Origin of the sequence: Streptosporangium sp. NPDC001681 (genome assembly GCF_040298085.1) — a bacterium.
Classification (GTDB): Bacteria; Actinomycetota; Actinomycetes; order Streptosporangiales; family Streptosporangiaceae; genus Streptosporangium.
Genome location: NZ_JBEOZN010000031.1, coordinates 1 through 22,812 on the forward strand (window position 1 = coordinate 1; position 22,812 = coordinate 22,812).

23 protein-coding genes are annotated in these 22,812 nt (G+C 68.9%); 8 read left to right on the forward strand and 15 right to left on the reverse strand.

Going from position 1 to position 22,812, the window contains the following annotated elements; genetic code table 11:
* Nucleotides 1-329 precede the first annotated feature (329 nt).
* A complete protein-coding gene (locus tag ABT130_RS16515; protein ID WP_350956254.1) occupies nucleotides 330-989 on the reverse strand; it encodes a GbsR/MarR family transcriptional regulator in 660 nt (219 codons plus the stop codon).
* A gap of 198 nt (nucleotides 990-1,187) precedes the next feature.
* Between ABT130_RS16515 and ABT130_RS16520 the strand changes: the two genes are divergently transcribed.
* A complete protein-coding gene (locus tag ABT130_RS16520) occupies nucleotides 1,188-2,438 on the forward strand; it encodes a serine hydrolase domain-containing protein (RefSeq protein WP_350956256.1) in 1,251 nt (416 codons plus the stop codon).
* 483 nt (nucleotides 2,439-2,921) lie between these two features.
* Here the strand turns inward: ABT130_RS16520 and ABT130_RS16525 are convergent, their stop codons facing one another.
* Nucleotides 2,922-3,401: a YcxB family protein gene (locus tag ABT130_RS16525; RefSeq protein WP_350956258.1), complete on the reverse strand. Its 480-nt coding sequence runs from the start codon at nucleotides 3,399-3,401 to the stop codon at nucleotides 2,922-2,924.
* A 375-nt stretch (nucleotides 3,402-3,776) separates the two neighbouring features.
* On the opposite strand from ABT130_RS16525, the gene ABT130_RS16530 reads away from it, so the two are divergent.
* Entirely contained in the window at nucleotides 3,777-4,124 is a 348-nt protein-coding gene (locus ABT130_RS16530; protein WP_350956259.1) for an SMI1/KNR4 family protein, read from the forward strand.
* Nucleotides 4,125-4,208: 84 nt separating this feature from the next.
* Here the strand turns inward: ABT130_RS16530 and ABT130_RS16535 are convergent, their stop codons facing one another.
* Nucleotides 4,209-5,252: a saccharopine dehydrogenase family protein gene (locus ABT130_RS16535; protein ID WP_350956261.1), complete on the reverse strand. Its 1,044-nt coding sequence runs from the start codon at nucleotides 5,250-5,252 to the stop codon at nucleotides 4,209-4,211.
* Nucleotides 5,253-5,353: 101 nt separating this feature from the next.
* Between ABT130_RS16535 and ABT130_RS16540 the strand changes: the two genes are divergently transcribed.
* Complete coding sequence (locus ABT130_RS16540) at nucleotides 5,354-6,301, forward strand: helix-turn-helix domain-containing protein (RefSeq protein ID WP_350956263.1); 948 nt, start codon at nucleotides 5,354-5,356, stop codon at nucleotides 6,299-6,301.
* 48 nt (nucleotides 6,302-6,349) lie between these two features.
* Here the strand turns inward: ABT130_RS16540 and ABT130_RS16545 are convergent, their stop codons facing one another.
* Entirely contained in the window at nucleotides 6,350-6,901 is a 552-nt protein-coding gene (locus ABT130_RS16545; RefSeq protein ID WP_350913883.1) for a CGNR zinc finger domain-containing protein, read from the reverse strand.
* A 95-nt stretch (nucleotides 6,902-6,996) separates the two neighbouring features.
* Here ABT130_RS16545 and ABT130_RS16550 point away from each other — a divergent pair, with 95 nt between their 5' ends.
* A complete protein-coding gene (locus ABT130_RS16550; protein ID WP_350956265.1) occupies nucleotides 6,997-8,241 on the forward strand; it encodes an MFS transporter in 1,245 nt (414 codons plus the stop codon).
* Nucleotides 8,242-8,313: 72 nt separating this feature from the next.
* Here ABT130_RS16550 and ABT130_RS16555 read toward each other — a convergent pair whose 3' ends face one another.
* Nucleotides 8,314-9,273, reverse strand: a complete 960-nt coding sequence (locus ABT130_RS16555; protein ID WP_350956267.1) for a helix-turn-helix transcriptional regulator — start codon at nucleotides 9,271-9,273, stop codon at nucleotides 8,314-8,316.
* A 62-nt stretch (nucleotides 9,274-9,335) separates the two neighbouring features.
* On the opposite strand from ABT130_RS16555, the gene ABT130_RS16560 reads away from it, so the two are divergent.
* Complete coding sequence (locus ABT130_RS16560) at nucleotides 9,336-10,451, forward strand: epoxide hydrolase family protein (RefSeq protein WP_350956269.1); 1,116 nt, start codon at nucleotides 9,336-9,338, stop codon at nucleotides 10,449-10,451.
* A 268-nt stretch (nucleotides 10,452-10,719) separates the two neighbouring features.
* Here ABT130_RS16560 and ABT130_RS16565 read toward each other — a convergent pair whose 3' ends face one another.
* The 5 genes from ABT130_RS16565 to ABT130_RS16585 form a co-directional block, all read right to left on the reverse strand.
* Nucleotides 10,720-11,385: an AIM24 family protein gene (locus ABT130_RS16565; protein ID WP_350956271.1), complete on the reverse strand. Its 666-nt coding sequence runs from the start codon at nucleotides 11,383-11,385 to the stop codon at nucleotides 10,720-10,722.
* Nucleotides 11,386-11,552: 167 nt separating this feature from the next.
* A complete protein-coding gene (locus ABT130_RS16570) occupies nucleotides 11,553-12,758 on the reverse strand; it encodes an RNA polymerase sigma factor (RefSeq protein WP_350956273.1) in 1,206 nt (401 codons plus the stop codon).
* A 151-nt stretch (nucleotides 12,759-12,909) separates the two neighbouring features.
* Nucleotides 12,910-13,251, reverse strand: a complete 342-nt coding sequence (locus ABT130_RS16575) for a YciI family protein (protein WP_350913895.1) — start codon at nucleotides 13,249-13,251, stop codon at nucleotides 12,910-12,912.
* A gap of 138 nt (nucleotides 13,252-13,389) precedes the next feature.
* Nucleotides 13,390-14,211, reverse strand: a complete 822-nt coding sequence (locus ABT130_RS16580) for a class I SAM-dependent methyltransferase (RefSeq protein ID WP_350956275.1) — start codon at nucleotides 14,209-14,211, stop codon at nucleotides 13,390-13,392.
* Nucleotides 14,212-14,338: 127 nt separating this feature from the next.
* Nucleotides 14,339-14,746 (reverse strand): hypothetical protein, encoded by a 408-nt coding sequence (locus tag ABT130_RS16585; RefSeq protein WP_350913899.1) that lies wholly within the window; start codon nucleotides 14,744-14,746, stop codon nucleotides 14,339-14,341.
* A gap of 98 nt (nucleotides 14,747-14,844) precedes the next feature.
* Between ABT130_RS16585 and ABT130_RS16590 the strand changes: the two genes are divergently transcribed.
* Nucleotides 14,845-17,532, forward strand: a complete 2,688-nt coding sequence (locus ABT130_RS16590) for a helix-turn-helix transcriptional regulator (RefSeq protein ID WP_350956277.1) — start codon at nucleotides 14,845-14,847, stop codon at nucleotides 17,530-17,532.
* Between the two features lie 119 nt (nucleotides 17,533-17,651).
* Nucleotides 17,652-18,503, forward strand: coding sequence for a DUF72 domain-containing protein (locus ABT130_RS16595; protein ID WP_350913903.1), 852 nt, complete (start codon nucleotides 17,652-17,654; stop codon nucleotides 18,501-18,503).
* A gap of 19 nt (nucleotides 18,504-18,522) precedes the next feature.
* On the opposite strand, the gene ABT130_RS16600 is transcribed toward ABT130_RS16595, so the two are convergent.
* The 3 genes from ABT130_RS16600 to ABT130_RS16610 form a co-directional block, all read right to left on the reverse strand.
* The gene (locus ABT130_RS16600) at nucleotides 18,523-18,975 is read right to left on the reverse strand and encodes an SSI family serine proteinase inhibitor (RefSeq protein ID WP_350956279.1); all 453 of its coding nucleotides are present in this window, start codon (nucleotides 18,973-18,975) and stop codon (nucleotides 18,523-18,525) included.
* 158 nt (nucleotides 18,976-19,133) lie between these two features.
* Nucleotides 19,134-20,609 (reverse strand): MFS transporter, encoded by a 1,476-nt coding sequence (locus tag ABT130_RS16605; protein WP_350956281.1) that lies wholly within the window; start codon nucleotides 20,607-20,609, stop codon nucleotides 19,134-19,136.
* Between the two features lie 74 nt (nucleotides 20,610-20,683).
* Nucleotides 20,684-21,172: a MarR family winged helix-turn-helix transcriptional regulator gene (locus ABT130_RS16610; RefSeq protein WP_350956283.1), complete on the reverse strand. Its 489-nt coding sequence runs from the start codon at nucleotides 21,170-21,172 to the stop codon at nucleotides 20,684-20,686.
* Between the two features lie 156 nt (nucleotides 21,173-21,328).
* On the opposite strand from ABT130_RS16610, the gene ABT130_RS16615 reads away from it, so the two are divergent.
* Nucleotides 21,329-21,649: a hypothetical protein gene (locus tag ABT130_RS16615; protein ID WP_350956285.1), complete on the forward strand. Its 321-nt coding sequence runs from the start codon at nucleotides 21,329-21,331 to the stop codon at nucleotides 21,647-21,649.
* A gap of 79 nt (nucleotides 21,650-21,728) precedes the next feature.
* Here ABT130_RS16615 and ABT130_RS16620 read toward each other — a convergent pair whose 3' ends face one another.
* Both ABT130_RS16620 and ABT130_RS16625 read right to left on the reverse strand, forming a co-directional pair.
* Entirely contained in the window at nucleotides 21,729-21,977 is a 249-nt protein-coding gene (locus tag ABT130_RS16620) for a cell division protein SepF (RefSeq protein WP_350913916.1), read from the reverse strand.
* Between the two features lie 161 nt (nucleotides 21,978-22,138).
* On the reverse strand, nucleotides 22,139-22,717 hold the full coding sequence (locus tag ABT130_RS16625) for a CGNR zinc finger domain-containing protein (RefSeq protein ID WP_350956286.1): 579 nt from the start codon (nucleotides 22,715-22,717) through the stop codon (nucleotides 22,139-22,141).
* Between the last annotated feature and the right edge of the window lie 95 nt (nucleotides 22,718-22,812).

The window sequence follows — 22,812 nt, forward strand, 5'->3', positions numbered from 1 at the left end:
AGCAGGATGTCAGGAGTTCGAATCTCCTAGGCTCCACCACCCTCACGGACACGAAAAAGCCCAGGTCAGGCATGGTTGCCGCAACCTGGGCTTTGATCTTCATTCGGCCTTCTTCCGCTCCCGTGCCCGTTGCGTGCCCGATCCCTTCGCCAGGACCACGGGCGATGCCGTCAAGGCGGCACAAGCGCCGCCGCTCCCGCGCTGCGCGTGCGGCCTGGGGGCCGATCCCGCGCGACTGCCGGGCTTGCGGGGTACGGGAAGCGGCGTCGGGCGGTGACGATCAGCAGGAACTGGTCAGCCGGCTCCTCAGATGGTTCGGCTGAGACCCATCACGTCAGGAGGGCGCGCCAGCGGTCGGCCGACTCGATCATGTCCAGGCTGACCCGCTCCAGGAACGCTGCTGTCTTGGCCAGCCGTTGCCCCACAGGGCTGTCGAGCCCGTAGGTCTCGGCCGCCGCCATCGTGGCCTGCACCGTATCGAGCGTCTGCCGCCTGCCGGTCACGATCGAGTGGTACCAGGCGTCGTCGTCGACCACGTAGATGTCGCGACGCCGCTGCGGATCGCGCTCGCGCCGGACGAACCCCTGCTCGACCAGGAAGTTCACGGCGACGGAGACGGAGGCCGGGCTGATCTTCAGCCTGTGGGTCAGCTCGGCCGCGGTGCGCCTGCCGTCCTCGGACAGCAACAGATCGAAGTGCACGCGCGCGCTCATCCTCGGCAGCCCCGTTCTGACCGCTACCTCGACGAGCTCCTCTTCCATCGTGCCGCCCGGCGGTCCGCCTGCGCGCGGGGGTGCCGGCGTGCCGCGCCGCGCCCGCTGGATCGTCGCCTGGTGTGCCTGCTGGGGCCGGTAGCCGCCGGGGCCGCCGTTGCGCCCGATCTCCCGGGTGATCGTCGAGGTCGGCCGGTCGAGCCGCCTGGCGATCTCGGCGTAGGAGAGCCCGTCGGCGAGTCCGGCCGCGATGCGCTCGCGGTCCTGCTGGGTCAATCGTCCTCCTGGCATGCCGCCAGTATTGCCTTCGCCATCATTCATTGCAACTCAGAATTGCATTCGAGGCCAACGTCATTGCATCAATTTAACGTCATTCACCTGGGGAAGTGCGTTTCTATTGATTGACTGAATTTCGAATGCAACGTAGCTTTCGAGTCAAGCCGAATGCATACTATCGCGAAACGAGGAACGACCATGAGTGAACCCCTCCACATCACCGAGAACACCGGAGCCCGGACGCCGCGGGCCTCCCGGCGAGTGGCGGTCACGGCGTTGGCGGCCACGCTGCTGGCCGGGGCGGCCACACCCGCGGCCGCCGCGGGTGTGGCCGTGCCGAAAGCCGCTGCCGGGCAGGACCGCCCGGAGCTGCAGAAGGCCATCCAGGAGTTCGTCGATGCCGGTTACGCCGGGGTGCAGATGCGCGTGAACGATCAGCGGGGCGAGTGGGTCGGCAGCGCCGGGGTGCGCAAGCTGGGCCAGAGCGCCAAACCGCCGACCAACGGCCACTTCCGGATCGGCAGCACTACCAAGACCTTCACCGCGACCCTGGTGCTGCAACTGGTGGCCGACGGCGAGATCGGGCTGGACAGCCCGGTGGCCGACTACCTGCCCAAGTTCAAGCTGGACCGGCAGATCACGGTGCGGATGCTGCTGCAGCACACCAGCGGGTTGTTCAACTTCACCGGCGAGTACTACGACGACGGGACGATCGTGCCGGGGATCCCCTGGGCGGGCCAGGAGTGGGTGGACAAGCGGTTCCACACCTACCAGGACGAGGAACTGGTACGGCTGGCGTTGTCCAAGCCGGCGAAGTTCGCGCCGGGGACGAACTGGAGCTACGCCAACACCAACTACGTGCTGGCCAAGCTGCTGATCGAGAAGGTCACCGGCCACTCCTACGCCACGGAGATGGAGCGGCGGATCCTGGGGCCGCTCAAGATGCGGCGCACTGTGGTGCCGGGCACCTCGCCGGAGATGCCCAGGCCATACGCCCACGCCTACTACCGGTATGAGGACGCCGGCCAGTGGAAGACGATCGACGTCACCCGCCAGAACCCCTCCTGGATCTCCGCCGCCGGTGAGATGATCTCGACCACCGAGGATCTTCAGACGTTCTTCTCCGCGCTGCAGGGCGGCAAGCTCCTGCCGGCCCCGCTGCTGGCCGAGATGCGCAAGCCGCACCCCAAGAGCAGCGGCCTCTTCGGCAGCTACGGCCTCGGGCTGTACGTGCAGGACCTGGGCCCGGGCTGCGTCGGCACCGTCTTCAACCACAACGGCAGCAACAACGGCTACGGGGCGCTGATCTACAGCACGCCCGACGGCAAGAAGACCATGGCCGCCTCGATCACCACCGGGGACGCCGCAACCGACCCGGCGCAGGTGTTCCCGAAGGCGCTGGACAAGCTCCTCAAGGAGGTGTTCTGCGGCGGGAAGGCCGCGGGCTGACGGGGCCGAGCCGGCCAGGCATTCCACACCAACTCCCGCCCCCTGGCGGTCGGCGATCCTGCCGGTCGCCGGGGATAGGGCGGGGAAGTAGAGCCGGATCATGAGCGCCGCAGGTTATCCGCGACTTCTGGACCATGCTCTACCAGACGATCGACGACTGACACCGCGCCCGCGCCTGGTACGCCCGCCCTCAACCCGCGACACCCGACGGTCAGCCCCTGGCGGCCGAACCATCGACGTTTCGACGAGCCGGTCTCCTGCCACGACGTCGCGTGCCCGTCGACGGGCACGGCAACATGGCGTCCGGGGCGTCGGTCTTGGTCTGCTGGTGGAGGAGCCGACCGGCGACCCGCTGGATCTGCCGGCCGATGGTCATCTCGGCGTTGTCGAGGTCGACGTCTTCCCGGACTTACGGCAGAAGGTCAGACCGTGCCCGCTGCGTGGCCCGCCGGGAGAGTGAAAGGAGGAGGTGGCAACCTGCGATCAGGCAGCCCCTGCGTTCTGCCGGGAAGCCAGCAGGCCATCAAGCTCGGCCTGTTGCTCGCTGCTGAAGGCACGCCTGGGGAGGAAGCCCGTGAACTGCCTACCTATGAAGAACAACCAGAAATCGGTGCCGGTCACGACCCGTTCGAACAGTGACCATCGCATCGTGGTGGTGGACTGGTCGGTTCGGCACTCGTACCCGTCGTCGGTCACCCGGAGCGTGGTCGGCACGCAGAGGTAGGCGAGCTGCCGCTTGCCGGTACGTCGGATCGACCAGGTCAACGTGAGCGGGAAGACGACTGCTCCAATGAGCATGGCGACGCCCATGTATGTGGCGTCGACCAGGATGCAGACAAGCCCTGACACAATCAGGACCGACGGCAACGCCAGATAGGCGATCTTGAGCTGCTGCCTGACGCCCTGTCCGAGCGCCCGCGCCACTTCGTCGGGAGTGGGCTCGTATCTGACTGTGAAGTCCACTATGCCGCCTTCGTCCGTGTGGTGACACATCATTCAGGGCTCTGCGCAGACTCGCAACGCCGTATCCGCATGATGAAGCCGATCTGGTGATCTCGTGGAGGTGGGCCAAGACGACCGGCCGGGCCATTAGCGGGCCATTAAGGGTGGTCAACAGGGGGCAGTCACGGTCACTCGCGGGGAGGTCGCCGCCCAGCTTGCGGCCCGTACGGCCGGAGATCGGACCGATTTGCAAGCAGTGTCAACGACGAAGATTCAGACGTCGTTGACACATGGACCCCGTTCGCAGAACTGCTTCCAATGACCTTGGGTTCTCGACTTCCGGTGCGAAACGCAGCACCGGCGAGGTATCCGCCGCGGTCCGAGCTCGCGGCCTACGTGACGCTGATGGGCGCGAGAAACCTGATCGTCGGCTCACCACACTTGCCGGCCATGACGGCGATGGAGGAATTGATCCGCCTTGTGTCGCCGCCCACGGAACCGGTCGACGCGCACGGCGACTGGAGTGAGGTCGAGGCCACCCTCGGGCTTGGGCCGCCCGCTGACTTCAAGACGCTCATCGAGCAATATGGGCACGGCCAGTTTGTTGACTTCATCACGCCGCTGACTCCGTTTGGTGCCCACGACCTGCTGGACAGAGAGCGGTCTTTCCGTGAGAGGTATCCCGACGAATGTCCGTACCCGTTCTATCCGGAACCCGGTGGGCTGCTGGTTGCCGCTGGTTGATCTCCACGGGGGCTCCCGTCTGTCGGAGTCGGCGCCGGCATCGACCGCACTGACCACGGTCTGAATCCCGGTACGGGTCGTCGGTCAGCCGCGTGTGTCGAGCGGGACGTGCACCGAGAGGTGCGCGGACAGGGCGCGGAGGAAGTCCGGGGCGTCGAAGACCGCGCCCGCGGAAGCGACGCCGATGGTCCTGGTCCGGCCGGTGAGGATGCGGTCGACGGCCTCCACCGCGAGCGGCGCGCTGATGGCGTAGATGTCCTGACCGGCGGCGGCCACGCGGCGTTCCGCGCCGCCCGAGCGGACCAGGACGTCGACGACGAAGGTCTGCGCGGATCGGCCGAGCTCGTCGACGGCGGCCGGTGCCGAGGCGTCAGGAGCGGACAGGTCCGCGGCCGCCTTGGCGGTCATGTAGGTGCGCACCTCCGGGACGGCCAGGTGACTGGGAACGGTGACGACGTCGGCCATGGTGAACTCTCCGATGACGCTCTGGGGGCCGAGCGGAGCCGGGAAGGGCCACTCCAGGGTCGGCAGGGCGTCGTCGTGGTACTCCAGCCGTCCGCCGGTGTAGCGGACACGGCGGCCACCCCGCCGCTGCCCTGAGACCGTGCCCGAAGCGAGTGTTCCGGCCGTGGGGTGCCAACTGCTCAGGCCGTAGGCGATGTGCGCCTCGTCCGCCGCCGCCCAGTCGCCCATCGCGGTGGTGACCAGCAGGTCGCCGAGGCCGCCGTAGAAGGCCATCGCCGGGACCACCACGGTGCCTGTGGCGCGGGCACGCTCCGCGAAGTGCGCGAACGTGTCAAGGTTCGCCTCGATCTCGGCCGCCACGTCGACATACGGGATGCCGGCCCGCAGCGCCGCCTCGACCAGCGGGGCGGCGGTCGTGGCGAAGGGCCCGGCGCAGTTGATCACGGCAGCCGCGCCGTTCAGCGCGCGGTCGAGCGAGGCCGGATCGTCGGCCGACGCCTGCCGCGCCTCAAGCCCCGGCTGGGCCTGCGCCAGCGCCAGCAGCTTGTCCTGGTCGCGGCCGAGGAGCAGCGGGACATATCCGCGCTCGCGCAACTCCGCGACCACGAACCGCCCGGTGTGCCCGTAGGCGCCGAACACCGCCACGTTCCGACCCGATTCCATGTCTGCTCCCTCGTGCTCGAAGTGATCCACTGCGGAAATCCTGTCCCGGTCGGCCTATCGGTGACAGTGTCCGAAATGACATGACTCGTACAATTTCCGACATGAGTCCTGTCCCGCGCTCTGTCGCGGTCGCCGCTACCGACGGGATGCTGCACTTCGAGCTGGCCCTGGCCTACGAGGTGTTCGGCTCCGCCCCGGCCGCCCTGCCAGGCCCCTGGTACGACGTCAGGGTGTGCGGCACGCACGCCGCCCGGGTCGGCCGGTTCCTGCTGGAGCCGGACTGCGGGCTCGACCGGCTGGCGCACTCCGACACCGTGATCGTCCCCGCCTTGGCGGACGTCGACGAGGACCCGCCGGCCGACCTGGTCGAGGCGGTGCGCGTGGCCCACGAGTCGGGCGCGCGGGTGGTCTCCCTGTGCACGGGCGTGTTCGTGCTCGCCGCCGCCGGCCTGCTGGACGGGCTGCGCGCGACGACCCACTGGGCCCACACCGAGGAACTGGCGGCGCGCTATCCGCGGGTGCAGGTCGACCCGGATGTGCTGTACGTCGACAACGGCAGCGTGCTCACGTCCGCGGGCAAGGCCGCGGCGATGGACCTGTGCCTGCATCTGGTCCGCCGCGACCACGGCTCGGCGGTCGCCAACGTGGTCGCCCGCCGCCTGGTCGTGCCGCCCCACCGGGCCGGTGGCCAGGCTCAGTTCGTCACCACACCGGTGCCCGCCCAGGACGGCCATCCCCTGGCCGAGCTGCTCACCTGGGTGATGCGGCGGCTGGACCAGCCGCTCACCGTGGAGGACCTGGCCCGCCAGGCGAACATGAGCTCGCGCCACCTGGCCCGCCACTTCCGCTCGGTAACCGGCACCACCCCACTGCAGTGGCTGCTGACGCAGCGGATCCGCCGCGCGCAGGAACTACTGGAGACCACGGACGACAGCGTCGAGGCCATCGCCTCGGCCGCGGGCATGGGCACGGCGACGACACTGCGCCGCCACTTCCACCGCACGATCGGCGTACCGCCGGACGCCTACCGGCGGACCTTCCGAGCGTGAGGCCTATGGTCCTTGGCGTACCGCCACGTCCCAACACGACCGAGGCCCTCAGGAGGAGCGTCCCGCGTAGTAGCGCCGCGACTTGTCGCGGCTGCCGCAGGTGGTCATGCTGCACCACCGGCGGCGACGATTCTTGCTGACGTCCAGGAACAACCAGCAGCACGACGGACACTCACCGAGCCGATCCAGTGGCCCGTGGGTGAGTAGCTCGACCGCCGAAGCCGCGACCTCCCAGAGCAGGATTCGCACCGTACGCGGCCCACCCCACGAGAACCGGAAGTTCCCACCGGCCTCCTCCAGCCGACCATGGGCAATGCCGTCACCGTGCAGCGCGACGACGACATCAAGATCTGGCCGCGGCGCCGGACCCCCCTGCGCAAGCGGCTGAAACACCCGGAACATCGCCTCACGCAGCTCGCGGGCATCCGGCAGGGTCGCTGCGAGCCCGTCCGGTTCCTCGATCGGATGCCCCGTCGCCGCGGCCCAGGCCACAGCCTCCTCCGGCGTACCCAGCCAGTCTCGCCGAGCCACCGGACGAGCGTTGACCGTGTTGGCGAAGTCCAGGCACAGCGCGTTCCCAACCAGCTCGATGGCAGTCACGGCATCGAGTATCTCACCGATCAAATCCCATTGACAGGTCAAGTGGCACGGGCCACGCTATGACCGATCAAACATATTTGAAAGGTAAGAAACGGATGCGCCTCCTCCCCTTGTCGCTGGGTCGGCCGTTCAACGCGCTGTGGTTCGGCACCGGTGCCGCGAACCTCGGCGACGGCATGGCGCTGTTCGTCCTGCCACTACTCGCCATCGCCGCCGACGCCTCGCCCGGCGGGGTGGCGGCCGTGACGGCGGCGCTCACCCTGGCATGGCCGGTCTTCGGCCTGCATGCCGGCTGGATCGTCGACCGGATCGACCGCCGGATACTGCTGAGCGGCGTCAACCTGGTCCGCGCGCTGGTGCTGTCCGGCCTCACCATCAGCCACTTCACCGGCACCCTGTCGCTGCCGCTGCTCCTCGCCGTGGCGGTGCTGCTCGGCGTGGCCGAGACGCTGGTCGACACCGCGCTGACCTCGACCATCCCCATGGTCGTCGAGCCCGCCGGTCGCAACAGAGCCAACGCGCGCATCGAGGCGACCATCAACGTCACGAACCAACTCGCCGGCCCACCGCTCGCGGGCCTGCTGGCGAGCCTCACCCTCGCCCTGGCCGCCGGTGCGAGCGCGGCCCTCTACGTTCTGGCCGTCGCAGGCATCGCCATGATGGCCCTGCGCCGGGCGCCCGCCGAGGCCCGAACCTCAGCGGGCGGCGGCGTGGTCGCCGGCTTCCGGTACCTGTGGCGGCAGCCGGTGGTGCGAACGCTGACCCTCTTCACCGCCGTGATGAACATCCCCTGGGCAGTCGCGACGGCCCTGCTCGTCGTGTACGCCGTCAGCCCTGGCCCGCTCGATCTCACCGCAGCCCAGTACGGCCTGGTGTTGACGGCGATGGCCGTGGGCGGGTTGCTCGCGGCGGCGGTGGTGGAGCCGTTGCGGCGCCGGTTCGGGGTGACCAGGCTGCTGATCGCCGACGCCGCCGGGACCGTTCTGCTGGTGGCGCCGGTGGCGCTGGACGGGCCGGTGTGGACCGTGGCCGCAGGGGCAGTGATCGCTGGGGCCGGGTCGAGCATCTGGCGCATCCTGGTGGCCACGATCCGGCAGAACCTGTCGCCGCCGGAGTTGCTGGGGCGTATCTACGCCGCGTCTCGGGTGCTCAGTTGGGGCGTGATTCCCGCCAGCGCGGCGCTGGCCGGAATCGCGGCGGAGCTATGGGGGGTACGGGTGGTGTTCGTCCTGGCCACCGGGCTCGCCGTCGTCGTGCTGGGCGTCTTTGTACCGTACGCGCTCCGTACGGATCTGTCTGCGGCCATCGAGCCGAAAGTGGACCATCAGCCCGTCGCGTGAGCGCGGTCGACGGCACGTGGCGCAGGCTCCCATCCTTTGCCAGGCTTGGTGGTGATCAGGTGGAACGGGTCGTCAGGCAGTCGCTCGCGCGTATCGGCCGGCGAGACGGCGCAGGTGCGCGAGGAGTTCCGGTGGCCCGGTGACGTGGAAATCCTCGCCGAGCAGGCCCAGGTAGACGCCGAGGGTCTCGACCGTGTCCGCGCCGGTGTGCAGGACGCAGGTGCGTTCGTCGATGCGTTCGACCGTGCCGACCGCCGGGCTGATCCGATCGGCGACGACATCGGCCGGCGCGTGCACGGTGACCTGTGCCCGGTAGCGCCAGGCGGCGGCGGACGCCCGGCGTGACACGTACCCGGCGACGTCGTCGTCGGGCAGGTCGCGCGGTGTGAAGCGGGGGCCTGTCGGGGTACGGGGCCATATCCGATCGACGCGGAAGGTGCGCCAGTCGCCCCGCTCGACGTCCCACGCCAGCAGGTACCAGCGGCGGCCCCAGTTGACCAGCCGGTACGGCTCGACGATGCGCAAAGTGGCCGTACCGGCATGGTCGTGGTAGTCGAACCGGAGCTGTTCCCGGTCGCGGCAGACCGCGGCCAGGGTGGTCAGGATCAAAGGGGCGACGCTGGGACCGGCGTCGTCGCGGGGAACCGGCACCGTGTAGGTCTGCAGGGTGTTGACCCGGCGCCGCAGCCGGGACGGCAGTACCTGCTCCAGCTTCGCCAGCGCTCGCAGGGACGCCTCCTCGATTCCCGCGATGGCGCCACCGGTCGCGGTCCGGAGGCCGACCGTGACGGCGACCGCCTCCTCGTCGTCGAGCAGCAACGGCGGCAGGGCCGCGCCGGCACCGAGACGGTAGCCGCCGACGGCGCCGCGCGTGGCCAGTACCGGGTAGCCGAGACTGCGCAGGCGCTCCACATCGGTACGCACGGTCCGCCCGCTCACCCCGAGGCGCTCGGCGAGTTCGGCACCGGTCCAGTCGCGTGAGGTTTGCAGGAGGGAGAGCAGCCGCAGGAGACGGGCCGAGGTTTCCAACATTGCTCAAGGTTCTCCGACAATTAGGAACAAACTCATCCTAATGGTCCGACAGAGTCGATGACATGACCGAGATCCGCGAATTCCGCATCGACATCCCGCAGGCCGACCTGGACGAGCTGACCGAGCGCCTGGCCCGGGTCCGCTGGACCAACGAGCTGCCCGACGCCGATAGCGACTACGGCGTTTCGCTGCAGTACCTGCAGAGCCTCGTCCAGCGGTGGCGCGACGGGTACGACTGGCGCGCCTGGGAGACGAAGCTCAACGAGTACCCGCAGTTCACCACGGTCATCGACGGGCAGAACGTGCACTTCCTGCACGTCCGCTCGCCCGAGCCGGACGCCACGCCGCTGCTGCTCACGCACGGCTGGCCGACCACGATCGTCGAGTACCTGGATGTGATCGGCCCGCTGAGCGACCCGCGAGCCCACGGCGGCGACCCCGCCGACGCGTTCCACCTGGTGATCCCGTCGGTGCCCGGTTTCGGCTTCTCCGGTCACACCACGGAGCGGGGTTGGAACCGGTACCGGATCGCGAAGGCGTGGGCCGAGCTGATGCGTCGCCTCGGGTACGAACGGTACGGCGCGCATGGCAACGACGGCGGCTCGCTCATCTCGCCCGAAGTGGGCCGTCACGATCCCGAGCACGTCATCGGTGTACACGTCACCCAGGTCTTCTCGTTCCCGTCCGGCGACCCGGCCGAGCTGGCCGACCTGTCCGAAGAGGACCGGAAGAAGGTCGAATTCCTGCAATGGTGGCTGGAGAACGGCGGCGCGTACGACAAGCTGCAGTCCACCGCGCCGCAGACCCTGGCCCACGCGCTGGCCGACTCGCCGGTGGGGCAGCTGGGCTGGAACGCGCAGCTGCTCGGCCCGAACCTCGACCCCGACTACGTGCTGACCAACACGATGATCTACTGGCTGACCAACACCGCCGCGTCATCCGCCCGCCTCTACTACGAGGACTTCCACTCCACCGGCAAGCCGGCCGAACCCACCACCGTGCCGCTCGGGCTGGCGAACTTCGCCGGGGACTTCCAGTCGATCCGCCCGTTCGCCGAACGTGACCACAAGAACATCCTGTCCTGGAACGTCTACGACACCGGCAGCCACTTCGCCGCGCACGACGCGCCCGACCTGCTGGTCGACGACATCCGCGGCTTCTTCCGTCGGCTCCGCTGACCTCGGCCGACCGGGTACGGGTGGCGAGCGTCCGCCACCCGTACCTCTGATCTGAACCTTCGGGAGTGCCCGCATGCCGACGTTGACCCGCCGCCCCCTTCGCACCGCTGTCCGCGTTCGATCGTGAGGAGTTGACCGTCAAGGGCGGCGGCCTGCCGGACCTGCTCGCTCCCAAGGCGTCACACGAGATCCGCCACGGCATGTAGCGACTCATCACGGACGCACTGCCGGCTCAGCGGACGTTCTGGCTCCGCCGCTCCCCGCGGGCCTACTGTGCCTGTACCACCGGCGGGCCCTCGCTCGCCTGGACGAGGACGAATCCCTGGCCCTGGAAGGCGAGTTGCATGGCCTCGCCACTGCCACGGCCGATCAGCGCGCCGACCTTCATGGTTCGGTTGACGCCCACGTGTAGGCCGGCACTCCAGCAGACCGCGGACTGACCGTCGGCGAAGGTCGGCATCTGGGAGGTATCGAGGAGCACCGGCGTGCCGTGCGCGGTGACCGCGACCCAGCCGGTGCCCTTGATCGTCATGTTGAACAGGCCGCCCGCGACGATCCCCGCGCCCTGCACGCGCTGGATGTCCCAGGTGAGCTGGGGATCGAAGGCCAGCAGGTTGCGGCCGTTGACGGTGAGAGCCTCGTTCTCCAGGTAGAACAGGTGGATGTCGTCGGCGCTGTCGGCCAGGAACAGCAGGCCCTGCCCCCTGACCCGCATCAGCGGGGCGCCCTCGCCGGTCACCATCTTCTTGAACAGTTTTCCGACCCCGCCCGATCCCTCGTAGTCGAACTCCATCTGGCCCTGGAAGGCGACCATCGAGCCCTGTCTGGCGAGCACCTCGTGCGGTAGCCGGACGCGAAGCATCTTGGGGTTCTGCAGGGCGAAGTTGGCGGGAACCTGCTGGGAGTCCAGGTTCCCGAAGAGCGCGCTGCGCATGAGGCTCCCTTTGACGGGTGTAGTCGACATGGGTAGTGACGAACGAGGACGGCGCTCCGGTTCCCGTGGCCTGGTCGTACTCCCACGCTCGACGATCCGGCGGTGGCGGTCCGATCTCTGACCGAACTCGATTCCCCGGCGGGCGATGCGGGGGGCCGAGCATGCCGTCAGCGAAGCCGCAGCCGGTTGCGCAGGAAACGACGCTCGGCGTCGGTGGGTGCGAGGTCGAGCGCCGCGCGGTAGCTGTCGGTCGCCTCCTGCGTGCGGCCGGCGCGTCGCAGCAGGTCGGCGCGGGTGGCGTGCAGCAGGTAGTAGTCGTTGAGCTGTCCGGTCTCGGTGATCGCGTCGACCAGTGGTAGCGCCGCCTCGGGACCGTTGGCCATGCCGATCGCTACGGCACGGTTCAGATCCACGATCGGGCTTGGTGCGATGCGCGCGAGCTGTGTGTACAGCCCGACGATCTGTGGCCAGTCCGTCCGGGCCGCGACCGGCGCGGTCGCGTGGCACGCCGCGATGGCCGCCTGGAGCTGGAACGGCCCGGCGCGGCGCCGGCGTAGTGCCTGTTCGCAGATCGTGGCACCCTCCGCGATTTGCGCCTGGTCCCACAGCGAGCGGTCCTGCTCGGCCAGGGTGACCAGCTCGCCGGCCGCGTCCACACGCGCCGGCCGCCGGGCATCGTGCAGCAACATCAGCGCGAGCAGGCCATGAGCTTCGGGCTCGTCGGGCATCAACACCGTCACCACCCGCGCGAGACGGATGGCTTCCCGGCACAGCCGGGCCTTCCGCGGGTCTCCGTATCCTTCGTTGAACAGCAGATAGAGCACGTGGAGTACGGCGGGAAGGCGGTCTGGTAACAGGTGCGCAGGCGGCACCCGAAACGGGATGCCCGCGTGTGCGACCTTCTGTTTCGCTCGAAAGAGGCGCTGACCCATGGTGCGCTCCGGCACCAGGAACGCACGCGCGATCTCCACGGTGCTCATGCTGGCCAGGCTCCGCAGGGTCAACGCCACCTGGGCGTCGAGGCTCAGCGACGGATGGCAGCAGGTGAACATGAGCTCCAGGCGCTCGTCGGGGATCTCGCTGTCGCTCAGGTAGGGCGACGGCTCCAGGTCCATCGCGGCCACCTCCCGTAGCTTCGCCGCCTCGGTCGACGCGCGACGCATCCGGTCGATCGCGCGGTGGCGTGCCGTGGTGGTCAGCCACGCCAGTGGCTGGTCCGGTACGCCTGATTCCGGCCACCTTTGGAGTGCCTTCGCGAACGCGTCCTGCGTACACTCTTCGGCCAGGTCCCAGTCGCCGCCGGTGAACCGGATCATGGTGGCCACGATCCGGCTCCATCCGTCGGCGTAGATCCCGGCGATCCGGTCCTCCACCTGACCTGTCACCGGCGTCGTCCGTCTTGGCTGCTAGTGCTCTGTTCCTCAACGGAGGTTGCGAACGCGCTGCAGGGAAACCGAGACCGTCGGGCCCGCCTTCCTGGCGCCAGGGCCGGGGGGATCTGTACTTCCGGTAAGGAACGTCGCACTAGTCCTCGTCGTCCGGCCAGAACGGACGCAGCTCGATCATCCCGGCCCACGCCATCGGGTGCCTGGACGCGACGTCGACGGCCTCGTCGAGGTCGGCGCACTCGAGGATGTCGAAGCCGGCTATCTGGTCCTTGGTCTCCGCGTACGGGCCGTCGGTCAGCAGCACCTCACCGTTGCGGACGCGAACCGTGGTCGCGTCGCTCGCCGGCCGGGTGCGGTTGCCCATCAGCCGGATCCCCTTGCCGTCCATCTCCTTGACCCAGTCCTCCACATCCGGGGCGCCGTCGTCCTGGCCGGGCGAGTAGCTCGGGTCGGTGCACACCAGCATCAGGTACTTCATCGGGCTGCTCCTGTCGCGGAATCGGTGGTGGTCATGGATGACGAACAGGCAGGGCCCGCTACTACAGGTTCACATCAAGATTTTTTGCGCAGCCGGGTAGTCGGAACAGCCGCAATCGAAGGCTCGGGTCGGAGAGAGTCAACGAACGCTTCGGCTTTGGGCTGACTCGTGTTCTCTCTGTTTCGTACTCGGAGGAGGCTGGTGCTCCGGCGGGATGCGGTAGACGGACACGTGGGAACGCGACTCGGCGGTGAAGTCGGCCCCGGCCCAGTCCGCATGCCTGGTCTCCAGCTCGAACCCGGCCAACTGAGCCATGAGGTCGAGCTCGGCCGGCCAGATGTAGCGGTGCGGGCTGCGGAACAGCTGAGCCTGCCTGCTCTCATCGAACCTGAAGTGGTGCGACACGACGTGCTGGCGCAGAACGTCGTAGGTGTCCAAGCCGATGTAGCCGGGCTCGGAATGCCACACCGTGGCCTGCTGCCCCGGTGGGAGCTTGCGCAGCTCAGGCACCCAGAGCTCGATCACGAAGCGGCCGCCGGGTATGAGGTGGCGGGCGGCATTGCGGAAGCACGCGACCTGCTCGGCTTGGGTGAGCAGGTTCGAAATCGTGTTGTAGACGAGGTAGACGAGCGTGTATTCGCCCGGGGCGACGGCAGTCGCCATGTCGCCGACGATTACTGGGATCGTCGCTTCGTCCACTTTCGTGCGCAGCTGGTCGATCATCGGAGGTGACAGTTCGATGCCGGTGACGGGCACCCCTCGCTCGGCGAGCGGGACGGCCACCCGGCCGGTTCCGATGGCGAACTCGAGCGCCTGTCCGTCGCCTGCGAGTTCGGAGAGGCGGTCCACGGTCGGCCCCAGGACCTTGGGCGCGAACATGCCGGTGCCCGGCGTGTCATAGCGCCGGGCGGTGTCGACGTCCCAGAGCTCCTCCTGTTGCATGCCTCCAACGATCGCCATGGGTATACGCATTGTCCAATGATTTTGCGACCCTACGGGTCGCGAACGTACGCGAGCCGCTGCGCGCTCGGATCCGGTCAAGGATCGGCCGGGACACGACGCCGGCCTCCGTTGGATCGCGGCGGGTTCACGCGGCCTTGCGAAGGCCGGCGAACTGCAGGCCGGCGAAGCCGGCGACCACTACCGCCTGTACGATCACCAGCGCGGTGCCCAGGCCGGTCAGCGGGAACCAGCCGGCGATGAGCAGTTCCGCGCTCGCGGCCACCCAGGCGATGTTGACGGCCATCACGACGCCCACGGCGGCCTTGCTCACCGTCGGCCGCGAGGCGAGGAAGAGCAGGGCGGCCGCGAAAGCGACCAGGAACGCGCCGATCGGGTAGAGGAAGGCGGCGGGGAGGCCGAACATCTCGCCGAAGATCGCCGCGACGACGACGTAGACGACTCCGTTGGCGCCCGTGCCCACCGCGTCCTGCCTGAGGGCGAAGCGGAGCAGCTTGGCGTCGGTGGTCTTGACGGTGCCGGCGATGGTAGCCATTTCGAAGATCCCTTCGTGGTGCTGACGTGCGTGTGATCACGAAGTTACGCAGGTCCGCGCCATCCCGAATCAGTCATCGTGACGGTAGGTTCCTGACCGTGCTGTACGGGCGATCCAGTGAACAAACGGACATCGAACGGCTCCTGGCGGAGGCCAGGGCCGGCCAGAGCGGGACTCTCGTCATTCGGGGGCAGGCGGGGATCGGTAAGTCGGCGCTGCTGCGCTATGCCGCCACGCGAGCGGAAGGCATGCGAGTGCTGCGCGGTGTCGGTATCGAATCCGAGGCCGAGTTGCCCTTCGCCGCGCTTCATCTGCTCCTTCGCACCGGGCTCGACCGGATCCGCGCACTGCCCGATGCGCAGGCCGCGGCACTCAGCGGGGCCCTGGGCCTGGGCGACATCGCACCGGAGAACCGGTTCCTGGTCGGGCTGGCCACGCTGAGTCTTCTCTCCGAACTCGCAGGGGATGGCGCGCTGCTCTGCCTCATCGACGACGCGCAGTGGTTCGACCGGGCGTCCATCGACGCGCTGGTGTTCGCCGCCCGCCGTCTTGAGGCCGAAGGTGTCGTTATGATCTTCGCCGCCCGCGCGGGTTTCCACGCCGCGGGGCTGCCCGAGCTCCGGCTGGGTGGGTTGGACGGTGCGGCCGCCGCCGCCCTGCTCCCCGCCGACCTGCCACCGCAGGTGCGAGAACGCCTCATCGAGGAGTCGGACGGCAATCCCCTGGCGCTTGTCGAGCTGCCTGCCGCGCTCACCGCGGAACAGCGGGCGGGACGATTGTCACCGGTGGGTGCGATGCCCGTCGCCGATCGAGTTCGGGAGGCGTTCCAAAAACAGATAGCCGCGCTTCCCGAGCCGGCGCGGGCCGCGTTGCTGATCGCGGCGGCGGACGGCTCCGGCGAGCTTGAGACGGTGGCGGCCGCGGGCGCCTCCCTGCAGGGCCTTGAGTCAGCCGAGCGGAGCCGCCTGATCGAGATAAGGGGAATGACCATCGGCTTCCGTCATCCCCTGATCAGGTCGGCCGCCTACCAGAGCGCGCCGGTCACTCGGCGCCTTGCCGTACATCGGGCCCTCGCCGACGCCCTCACCGGCTCGGCCGCCGTGGACGCGGCCGACCGGCGGGCGTGGCACCTGGCCGCCGCCGTGCTCGGATCTGACGAGGGGGTCGCACGGGAACTGGGGGAAGCGGCGGAACGGGCACGTACCCGCAGCGGCTACGCCGCGAGCGCGGCCGCCTACGAGCGAGCCGCCGAGCTCACCGCCGATCCGGTACGACGATCCGGACGGCTGGCCGCCGCCTCGTTGGCGGCGAGTGACGCCGGGCTGACGGGCCGCGCCGCCGCGCTCGCCGACAGTGTCACGTCCGATGTGGACGACCCTGATGTGATCACCGCGCTGATCCAGGTGCGTGCCCATCGCGAATTCGAGCTGGGCACACCGCTCGCGGCGGGCCGGATCATCCTGGACGGCGTTCCCCGGGTGGCGGCTCGCTCCTCGGAGTGGGCCACCTGGCTACTGGTGGAGACCGTCCGCTGCGCCTGGTTCGCCGGTGACGCGCGGCTGGCCGAGGAGGCGGCCGCGAGTCTCCGCGCGCTTCCCGAGACCGGCTCGCCACTGGTCAGCGGGGCGCTCGGGCTGACCCGCCTGCTGAGCGGTGACATCGAAGGGGGGACCAGGCTCATGGGCGAGGCGGTCGACGGACACGCGCTCGCCGGACTGGGGGTGCCCGGGCTGACCTTCATCGCCTCTCTGTGCCTTCCGCTGGGCCGTGCCGTCCACTACGAGGAGATCACCGGCCAGATCTTGGCGGAGTGCCAGAAGAGCGGAATGATCGGCTGGCTCGCCTTCGCATTCCAGGATCATGGTCTCGCGCAGGGGTGGCTCTGCCGGTACGGAGAGGCCAGGGCGGCCCTGGACGCGGGGCTGCGACTGGCGGTGGACCTGGGCCATGAGCACCGGGTCAGTCACCTCATGTGCTCTCTCGGATGGGTGCTCGCCCACCAAGGGGATGTGGAGAGGTGTCGAGCGACCGCCGAGGAGGGCGTCGCGAGGGCCGACGGCCAAGGACAGGCCCTTGCCGCGGCCATCGGACGCTGGGCACTCGGCCTGCTCGAACTCGGCCTGGGCCGCCCGGACGCCGCCCTGCGGCAGTTGGAGGCCATCTCGCTGACGGGCATCGCCGTCCTCTCCGCCGCCGACCAGGTCGAGGCGGCCGTTCGTGCCGGTCGGCCGGAGCGGGCGAAGGAGCCACTCGCCCGATACCTGGCCTGGGCGCGGCACGTCCGTCAGCCGTCACCCGACGCGATCGCGCTGCGCTGCCGTGCCCTCGTCGAGGGGGACGAGGCGCACTTCGCGCATGCCGTGCGCTGCCATGAGGCAGCCGGTCAGCCGTACGAGCAGGCGAGGACGCGACTCGCCTACGGCGAGTGGCTACGACGGGCACGGCGGCGAGCGGATGCCCGGTCGCAACTGCGCGGCGCGCTGGAGATCTTCGACCGGCTCGGCGCGGAGCCGTGGGCCGAGCGCGCCCGGGTGGAGCTGCGCGCGACCGGAGACGTTCCGGCGGCGCCGCGCAAGGCCGACGACCCGCTCAGCGTGCTCACCCCCAGGGAGCGCCAGATCGTACGGCTGGCGGCCAACGGCGCCTCCAACCGTGACATCGCCGCCCAGCTTTTCCTCAGCCCGCGGACCGTCGGCTATCACCTCTACAAGGCGTTCCCCAAGCTGGGGATCACCTCCCGATCCCAGCTGGCAGCCGTCGCCCGGTCCTCACGGGTACCCGACTGATCGTCCACCCGGATGTGCGGTGACGACCCGGCCTGTCCAGCTCCGATGATCAGGGCTCATCACCCGCCTCGTCGATCTGCCGGTTCTCTCTCCTACCGGCCTTGGATAGCGTCGAGGTCATGCGGCTTCATGTGGGATGCGCGATGTGGACTCTCAAGTCATGGCAGGGGCGTTTTCTGCCTCATCCGCTCCCGGTCGGGGAGCGCCTGCGGGCCTACGCGACCTGGTGCAACGCGGTGGAGGGCAACACGACGTTCTACGCGACACCGACGCGAAGCACGGTGGAGTCGTGGGCGCGGCAGACCGGCCCGGACTTCCGCCTGGTGGTCAAGCTGCCCAAGTCGATCACGCACGAGGGTCGCCTTACCGGCGTCGAGGAGGAACTTCGATCGTTCCTGGAGGCGATCGAGCCACTCGGGCCCCGCGCTCACGCCCTCTGGATCCAACTGCCGGGATCATTTGCTCCGACCGACCTCGGCACCCTGGCGGGCTTTCTGCGCAGGCTTCCCCGCTCGTACAGATGCGCCGTCGAGGTCCGCCACCGCGCGTTCTTCGACGACGAGCGATCCGAACGGCTTCTCGAAAGGGTTCTCGCCGGCGTTGGTGCCGAGTGGGTTCCCTTCGACACCGTCACCCTCTTCCAGAGCCCTCCGACCAGTGACGCCGAACGAGACGCGTGGACGAAGAAACCGCGTGTGCCGCGCCGGTCGGTCGCGCTCACCGACCGTCCGATCGTGCGCTACCTCGGCCGGGACGCCACGGAGCGCACGATCGAGGGCTGGCGGCAGTGGATCGACACGGTCACCGAATGGCTACGTGAGGGCCGCTCGCCGACCGTGTTCATCCATACCCCCGACAACGCCGATGCGCCGATGCTCGCCCGCCGTTTTCACGACGACGTAAGGGCCCGGCTGCCCGAGGTCGAGCCGCTGCCCGAGCCCATGCCGACCGAGCCGCTGACCCTCTTCTGACCGCGCAGGTTCAGCGTGGTCAGAAGCTGCCCACGGCTCCGAGCGCATTGCGCATCTGGCAGCTGTTCCCGAAGGTCTGAGACGACATGGTGAACCGGCTCTTCCACACACCGACCGCCGACACCGTCACCGGCTCATAGATCAGCGGGCAGACCAGCCCCGCCGCGGGCTTGAACTTACGCACGTCACCACTCGCGGGCTCCAGAGCCGTGCACGCCTCCCGTGTTCTCGGGTGCGTCCCTCCGCCGACCGGTGAACACTGCAACACCACCGCCCGAGTCGACGGCAGGACGGTCGACCCCTGAGTGAGCGTCAGCACCAGCGCCCGGGCTGACAACTCGTCTCCCGACACATTGGACGCACCCGGCCTGGGGTCACCGAGTGAATCAGCGCCGGCGGGTGACGCACTGAGCGTGGCCGTCGCAGCGAGGAACGCCGAACCGAGGACCATCCACTTCGTAAGCCGCTTCATCCAGACCATCTCCCAGCTCACGTGGTGTTCGACGCTCCCAGCGTGACCAGCGGTGACGAGGAGACCAAGTACCGACCCTCCAGGTGCGGGTCAAGATTCCGCGAGGGTAAAATCGAGTGGCACATCCGGAGCCGGGGCCGAACCGGCCGCGGTGGTGATCAGGCGATCCCGGACCGGACCGTCGGTGCGGCGGAGGGCTCGTCCTGGCGGGTGGTGTCCGGCCTGGGCTGCCGCAGCACGATGAGCGCGACGGTGAAGGCGGCCACGAGCAGAGCGGCGGCGGTGCCGAAGGCCAGCTGGTAGCCGCCGGTCAGCGCGGCCGCCTGGCTCTCGCCGGCGGACAGCAGTTCCTCGGTACGCGAGGCGGACAGCGTGGACAGTACCGCGACGCCGGTGGCCATGCCGACCTGCTGGGTGGTGTTGAACAGCCCGGACGCCAGGCCCGCGTCGTCGGCCCCGGCACCGGACATGCCGAGCGTGGCCAGCGCGGGGAGCACCAACCCGCCACCCGCGATGAGCAGCATCACCGGGAGCAGGTCGGTGACGTAGTTCGCGTCGACCGGGACGCGGGTGAGCCAGCCCATCGCGCCGAGCAGGAGCGCCAGGCCCGCCAGCAGGACGGCGCGCTCGCCGAAGCGGGTGTTGAGCCGGGCGGAGACGAACAGGGACACGCCGCCGATGGCCATCGCCGCGGGGAGCATCGCCAGGCCGGTGTCGAGCGCGCCGTAGCCGAGGACCTTCTGCATGTAGAGCGCGACGAGGATCTGGAAGGCGAACATGGCGGACAACGCCAGCATCTGGGCCAGGTTGGCACCGGAGACGTTGCGCGAGCGGAAGACCCGCAGTGGCATGAGCGGGGTCCTCGCGGTCGCCTGACGGATGAGGAACGCGGCCAGCAGGGCGAGCGATACCGCGCCGAACCCGAGGGTGTGCGTCGCGAGCCAGCCGTACTGCTCGATCTTGACCACGGTGTAGATGCCCAGCATCAGCCCGCCGGTGACCAGCACGGCGCCGAGGACGTCGGCCCCGGCGGCGAGCCCCGCCCCCCGCTCGCCCGGCAGTGCCCTGATCGCCAGCGCGATCGTGGCCAGTCCGATGGGCAGGTTGATGAAGAAGATCCAGTGCCAGCTGAGCGCGTCGGTGAGAACTCCGCCCAGAACCTGGCCGATCGAGGCTCCGGCGGCACCGGTGAAGCTGAAGACGCCGATCGCCTTCGCGCGCTCCCCGGCCTCGGTGAACAGCGTCACCAGGATGCCCAGCACGACCGCGGAGGCCATGGCGCTGCCGACGCCCTGCAGGAAGCGGGCGGCGATCAGCATGCCGGGCCCGGCGGCCACTCCGGCCAGCAGCGACGCGACGGTGAAGACCGCGTTGCCCGCCAGGAACATGGTCTTACGGCCGATGAGGTCGCCCAGCCGACCGGCCAGCAGGAGCAGCCCGCCGAAGGCGATGAGGTACGCGTTGACGGTCCAGCTGAGCTCGGCGGGTGAGAAGCCCAGATCCCGCTGGATGGCCGGCATCGCCACGGTCACGATGCTGCCGTCCAGGATCGTCATCAGCGCCGCGGCGGACAGCACGGCGAGTGCCGACCAGCGTGATCGGGCTGGTTGGAGCGAAGGCAGGGTTTGCGGCATGGGTCATCTCCTGTCCGGAAGGGAACAGGAGTGACCGTAGCAGATAGTTTTGTTGTAGACGATCCCTTGTGGAACTACTTTGCCCGCTGTCGTGCCCGCCGGACCGCCTGTGGCGCCTCGACCGGGACGGCCAGATGGCCGGTCACCAGGCGATTCATGGCCCGTACCAGCACCTCGCGCTCATCGGCGGGCAGCGATCCCAGTGCCGCCCGGTGCACCCCGTCGACGATCTCCTGGCTCTGCCGTGCGACCTCGGCGCCCTTCTCGGTGACCGAGATGATCCGGGCCCGCCGGTCCGTGCTGGACGGGCGGCGCTCGGCGAGCCCTGCCTTCTCCAGGGCGTCCACCGTGACCACCATCGTGGTCTTGTCCATGTCGCCGATCTCGGCGAGCTGGATCTGGGTGCGCTCCTCCTCCAGGGCGTGCACCAGCACGCAGTGCATCCGCGCCGTCAGCCCGATCTCGGCGAGCGCCGCCGCCATCCGGGTTCTCAGCACGTGGCCGGCATGGTCCAGCAGGAACGACAGATCGGGCTCGGTGCGGGCGGGTGCCATGGCGGTCATGTCCCCAGCATAGCGATTAGTTCTGTTCTGGATTATCTGCAAAGGTCGTTGACGGCCGCCAGATGATCGCTGTGCCTGACGGAAAAGTTCGCTTTCGATAGTCAGTGAGAGAATATCCGCACGATAATTAGTGCATTTCCTGCGACGATGACTCATATGAGCGACATGCTTCTTGGCCTTGCCGATCTCCGTCGGGCATGTGCTCTACTGCTCGACGCGGTGGAGAGGCAATACGGCGAACACGTTGAGTTGGAATCACTCGCGGTGGACCACTACTGGGACCTGCCTCTTGCGGTGGCTTTCGACATGTCGAATGACCCGGCCGCGGAGATAGGGGTCGGTCAGGTAAGTGACGACCTCGACGAGATTCACGCTCTGCTCGCTCGTGCATCGGACGAACCCGTGATCCTGTGGCATGATCTCGCGCATCTCTGCGGGCTGCTGCGAGCGATCGCTCTGGCCGATGCCTCCGGGTGATGACCGCCGGTCTGCCCGGGAGCGATCGACGGTGGTCGGTCGCGGGAACTCGGGGGGAGCACGCCGCCGGGTCGGCTGCCTACCGTGCCTCGTGAGCGGCCGATGGCCGCTCGGCCATTCCGCGAGGCATCAGCAGGAACACCTTGGGAGACAGGCGGTCCATATTCCCGCCCCTGCCGAACACCAGGCCGGCGGCGAAATCCACGAACTGCTTGGCCTCGCTGTCCGGCAGCTTGGTGAGGTCCATCACCACGGGGGTACCGGTACGAAAGAAATGCCCCACGTAGAGGGCCTCGTTGTAGTCCCGGGGACACAGTGTTTTAATCACCGCATCAGTCTCCACCGCCCGCGGTGACCGTCAAGTCCTCTGCTGAATCGGTGGTCACGCGTCGCGGCGAAGATTTCGGTCATCCACGCGGGGCGTACATGCCCGGCGGGCCGGCCGTCGCCTGTGCTCCGCCGCGAGCGGCCCACACCCCGAATCAGGATCTATCCGGGGTCCGTGCCGGACGTCGCGTCCCGCGCGGGGTGGCGGGCGGCCTGCCGTCTGGCGCGGTAGGCGCTGGCCTTGGCCCGGTTCTGGCAGGACAGGTCGCAGAATCTGCGCGAGCCGTTGCGGGTGGTGTCGAAGAAGACCAGGTCGCACCCGTCGGCCTGGCAGGCGCCGAGCCGGGTGGCCTGGCCGACGCCGATGACCATGGCCAGCGCCGTGCCCATGTCGGCCGCCCAGGCGTCCACGAGGGGCGCGTCGGGCCGGTGGAAGGCCAGCCGGTGGGGCTGACCCGGATCGACGCGCAGGCTGGGGACGGCGGCGTGCCGTACCAGCAGATCGTTGAGTGCGGCCGCGACCTCGGTGATGGTCTCGCCCGCGCCGAACGCCGGCCGTAGCCGGGCGGCGATCCCGGCCAGCCGATCCGCCTCCGCGACGGTGAGGGCACGCGGAGCCCGGTCGGTCACGACGCCCTCCTTGTTGATCGCGGCCAGTCGCTCGGCGCTCGAGGCCGGTGGCGTGACCTCGCGGCCGTGCGCCGAGGTGGCGGTGAGGCGGTTGACCAGAAGAGCGGCCAACTCGATCCTGCTACCGACGTAACTGTCTATTTGAGGTTGACGAGTGATGCGCCAAGGATCTATTGTCACTGTCATATTCTACATAGGTAGTGATG

Coding starts and splice junctions, on each gene's coding strand:
- ABT130_RS16520 (WP_350956256.1), top strand. CDS start 1,188: ATGAGTGAACCCCTCCACATCACCGAGAACACCGGAGCCCGGACGCCG.
- ABT130_RS16550 (WP_350956265.1), top strand. CDS start 6,997: ATGCGCCTCCTCCCCTTGTCGCTGGGTCGGCCGTTCAACGCGCTGTGG.
- ABT130_RS16605 (WP_350956281.1), bottom strand. CDS start 20,609: ATGCCGCAAACCCTGCCTTCGCTCCAACCAGCCCGATCACGCTGGTCG.
- ABT130_RS16560 (WP_350956269.1), top strand. CDS start 9,336: ATGACCGAGATCCGCGAATTCCGCATCGACATCCCGCAGGCCGACCTG.
- ABT130_RS16585 (WP_350913899.1), bottom strand. CDS start 14,746: ATGGCTACCATCGCCGGCACCGTCAAGACCACCGACGCCAAGCTGCTC.
- ABT130_RS16555 (WP_350956267.1), bottom strand. CDS start 9,273: ATGTTGGAAACCTCGGCCCGTCTCCTGCGGCTGCTCTCCCTCCTGCAA.
- ABT130_RS16575 (WP_350913895.1), bottom strand. CDS start 13,251: ATGAAGTACCTGATGCTGGTGTGCACCGACCCGAGCTACTCGCCCGGC.
- ABT130_RS16540 (WP_350956263.1), top strand. CDS start 5,354: ATGAGTCCTGTCCCGCGCTCTGTCGCGGTCGCCGCTACCGACGGGATG.
- ABT130_RS16595 (WP_350913903.1), top strand. CDS start 17,652: ATGCGGCTTCATGTGGGATGCGCGATGTGGACTCTCAAGTCATGGCAG.
- ABT130_RS16565 (WP_350956271.1), bottom strand. CDS start 11,385: ATGCGCAGCGCGCTCTTCGGGAACCTGGACTCCCAGCAGGTTCCCGCC.
- ABT130_RS16580 (WP_350956275.1), bottom strand. CDS start 14,211: ATGGCGATCGTTGGAGGCATGCAACAGGAGGAGCTCTGGGACGTCGAC.
- ABT130_RS16535 (WP_350956261.1), bottom strand. CDS start 5,252: ATGGAATCGGGTCGGAACGTGGCGGTGTTCGGCGCCTACGGGCACACC.
- ABT130_RS16600 (WP_350956279.1), bottom strand. CDS start 18,975: ATGAAGCGGCTTACGAAGTGGATGGTCCTCGGTTCGGCGTTCCTCGCT.
- ABT130_RS16615 (WP_350956285.1), top strand. CDS start 21,329: ATGAGCGACATGCTTCTTGGCCTTGCCGATCTCCGTCGGGCATGTGCT.
- ABT130_RS16610 (WP_350956283.1), bottom strand. CDS start 21,172: ATGACCGCCATGGCACCCGCCCGCACCGAGCCCGATCTGTCGTTCCTG.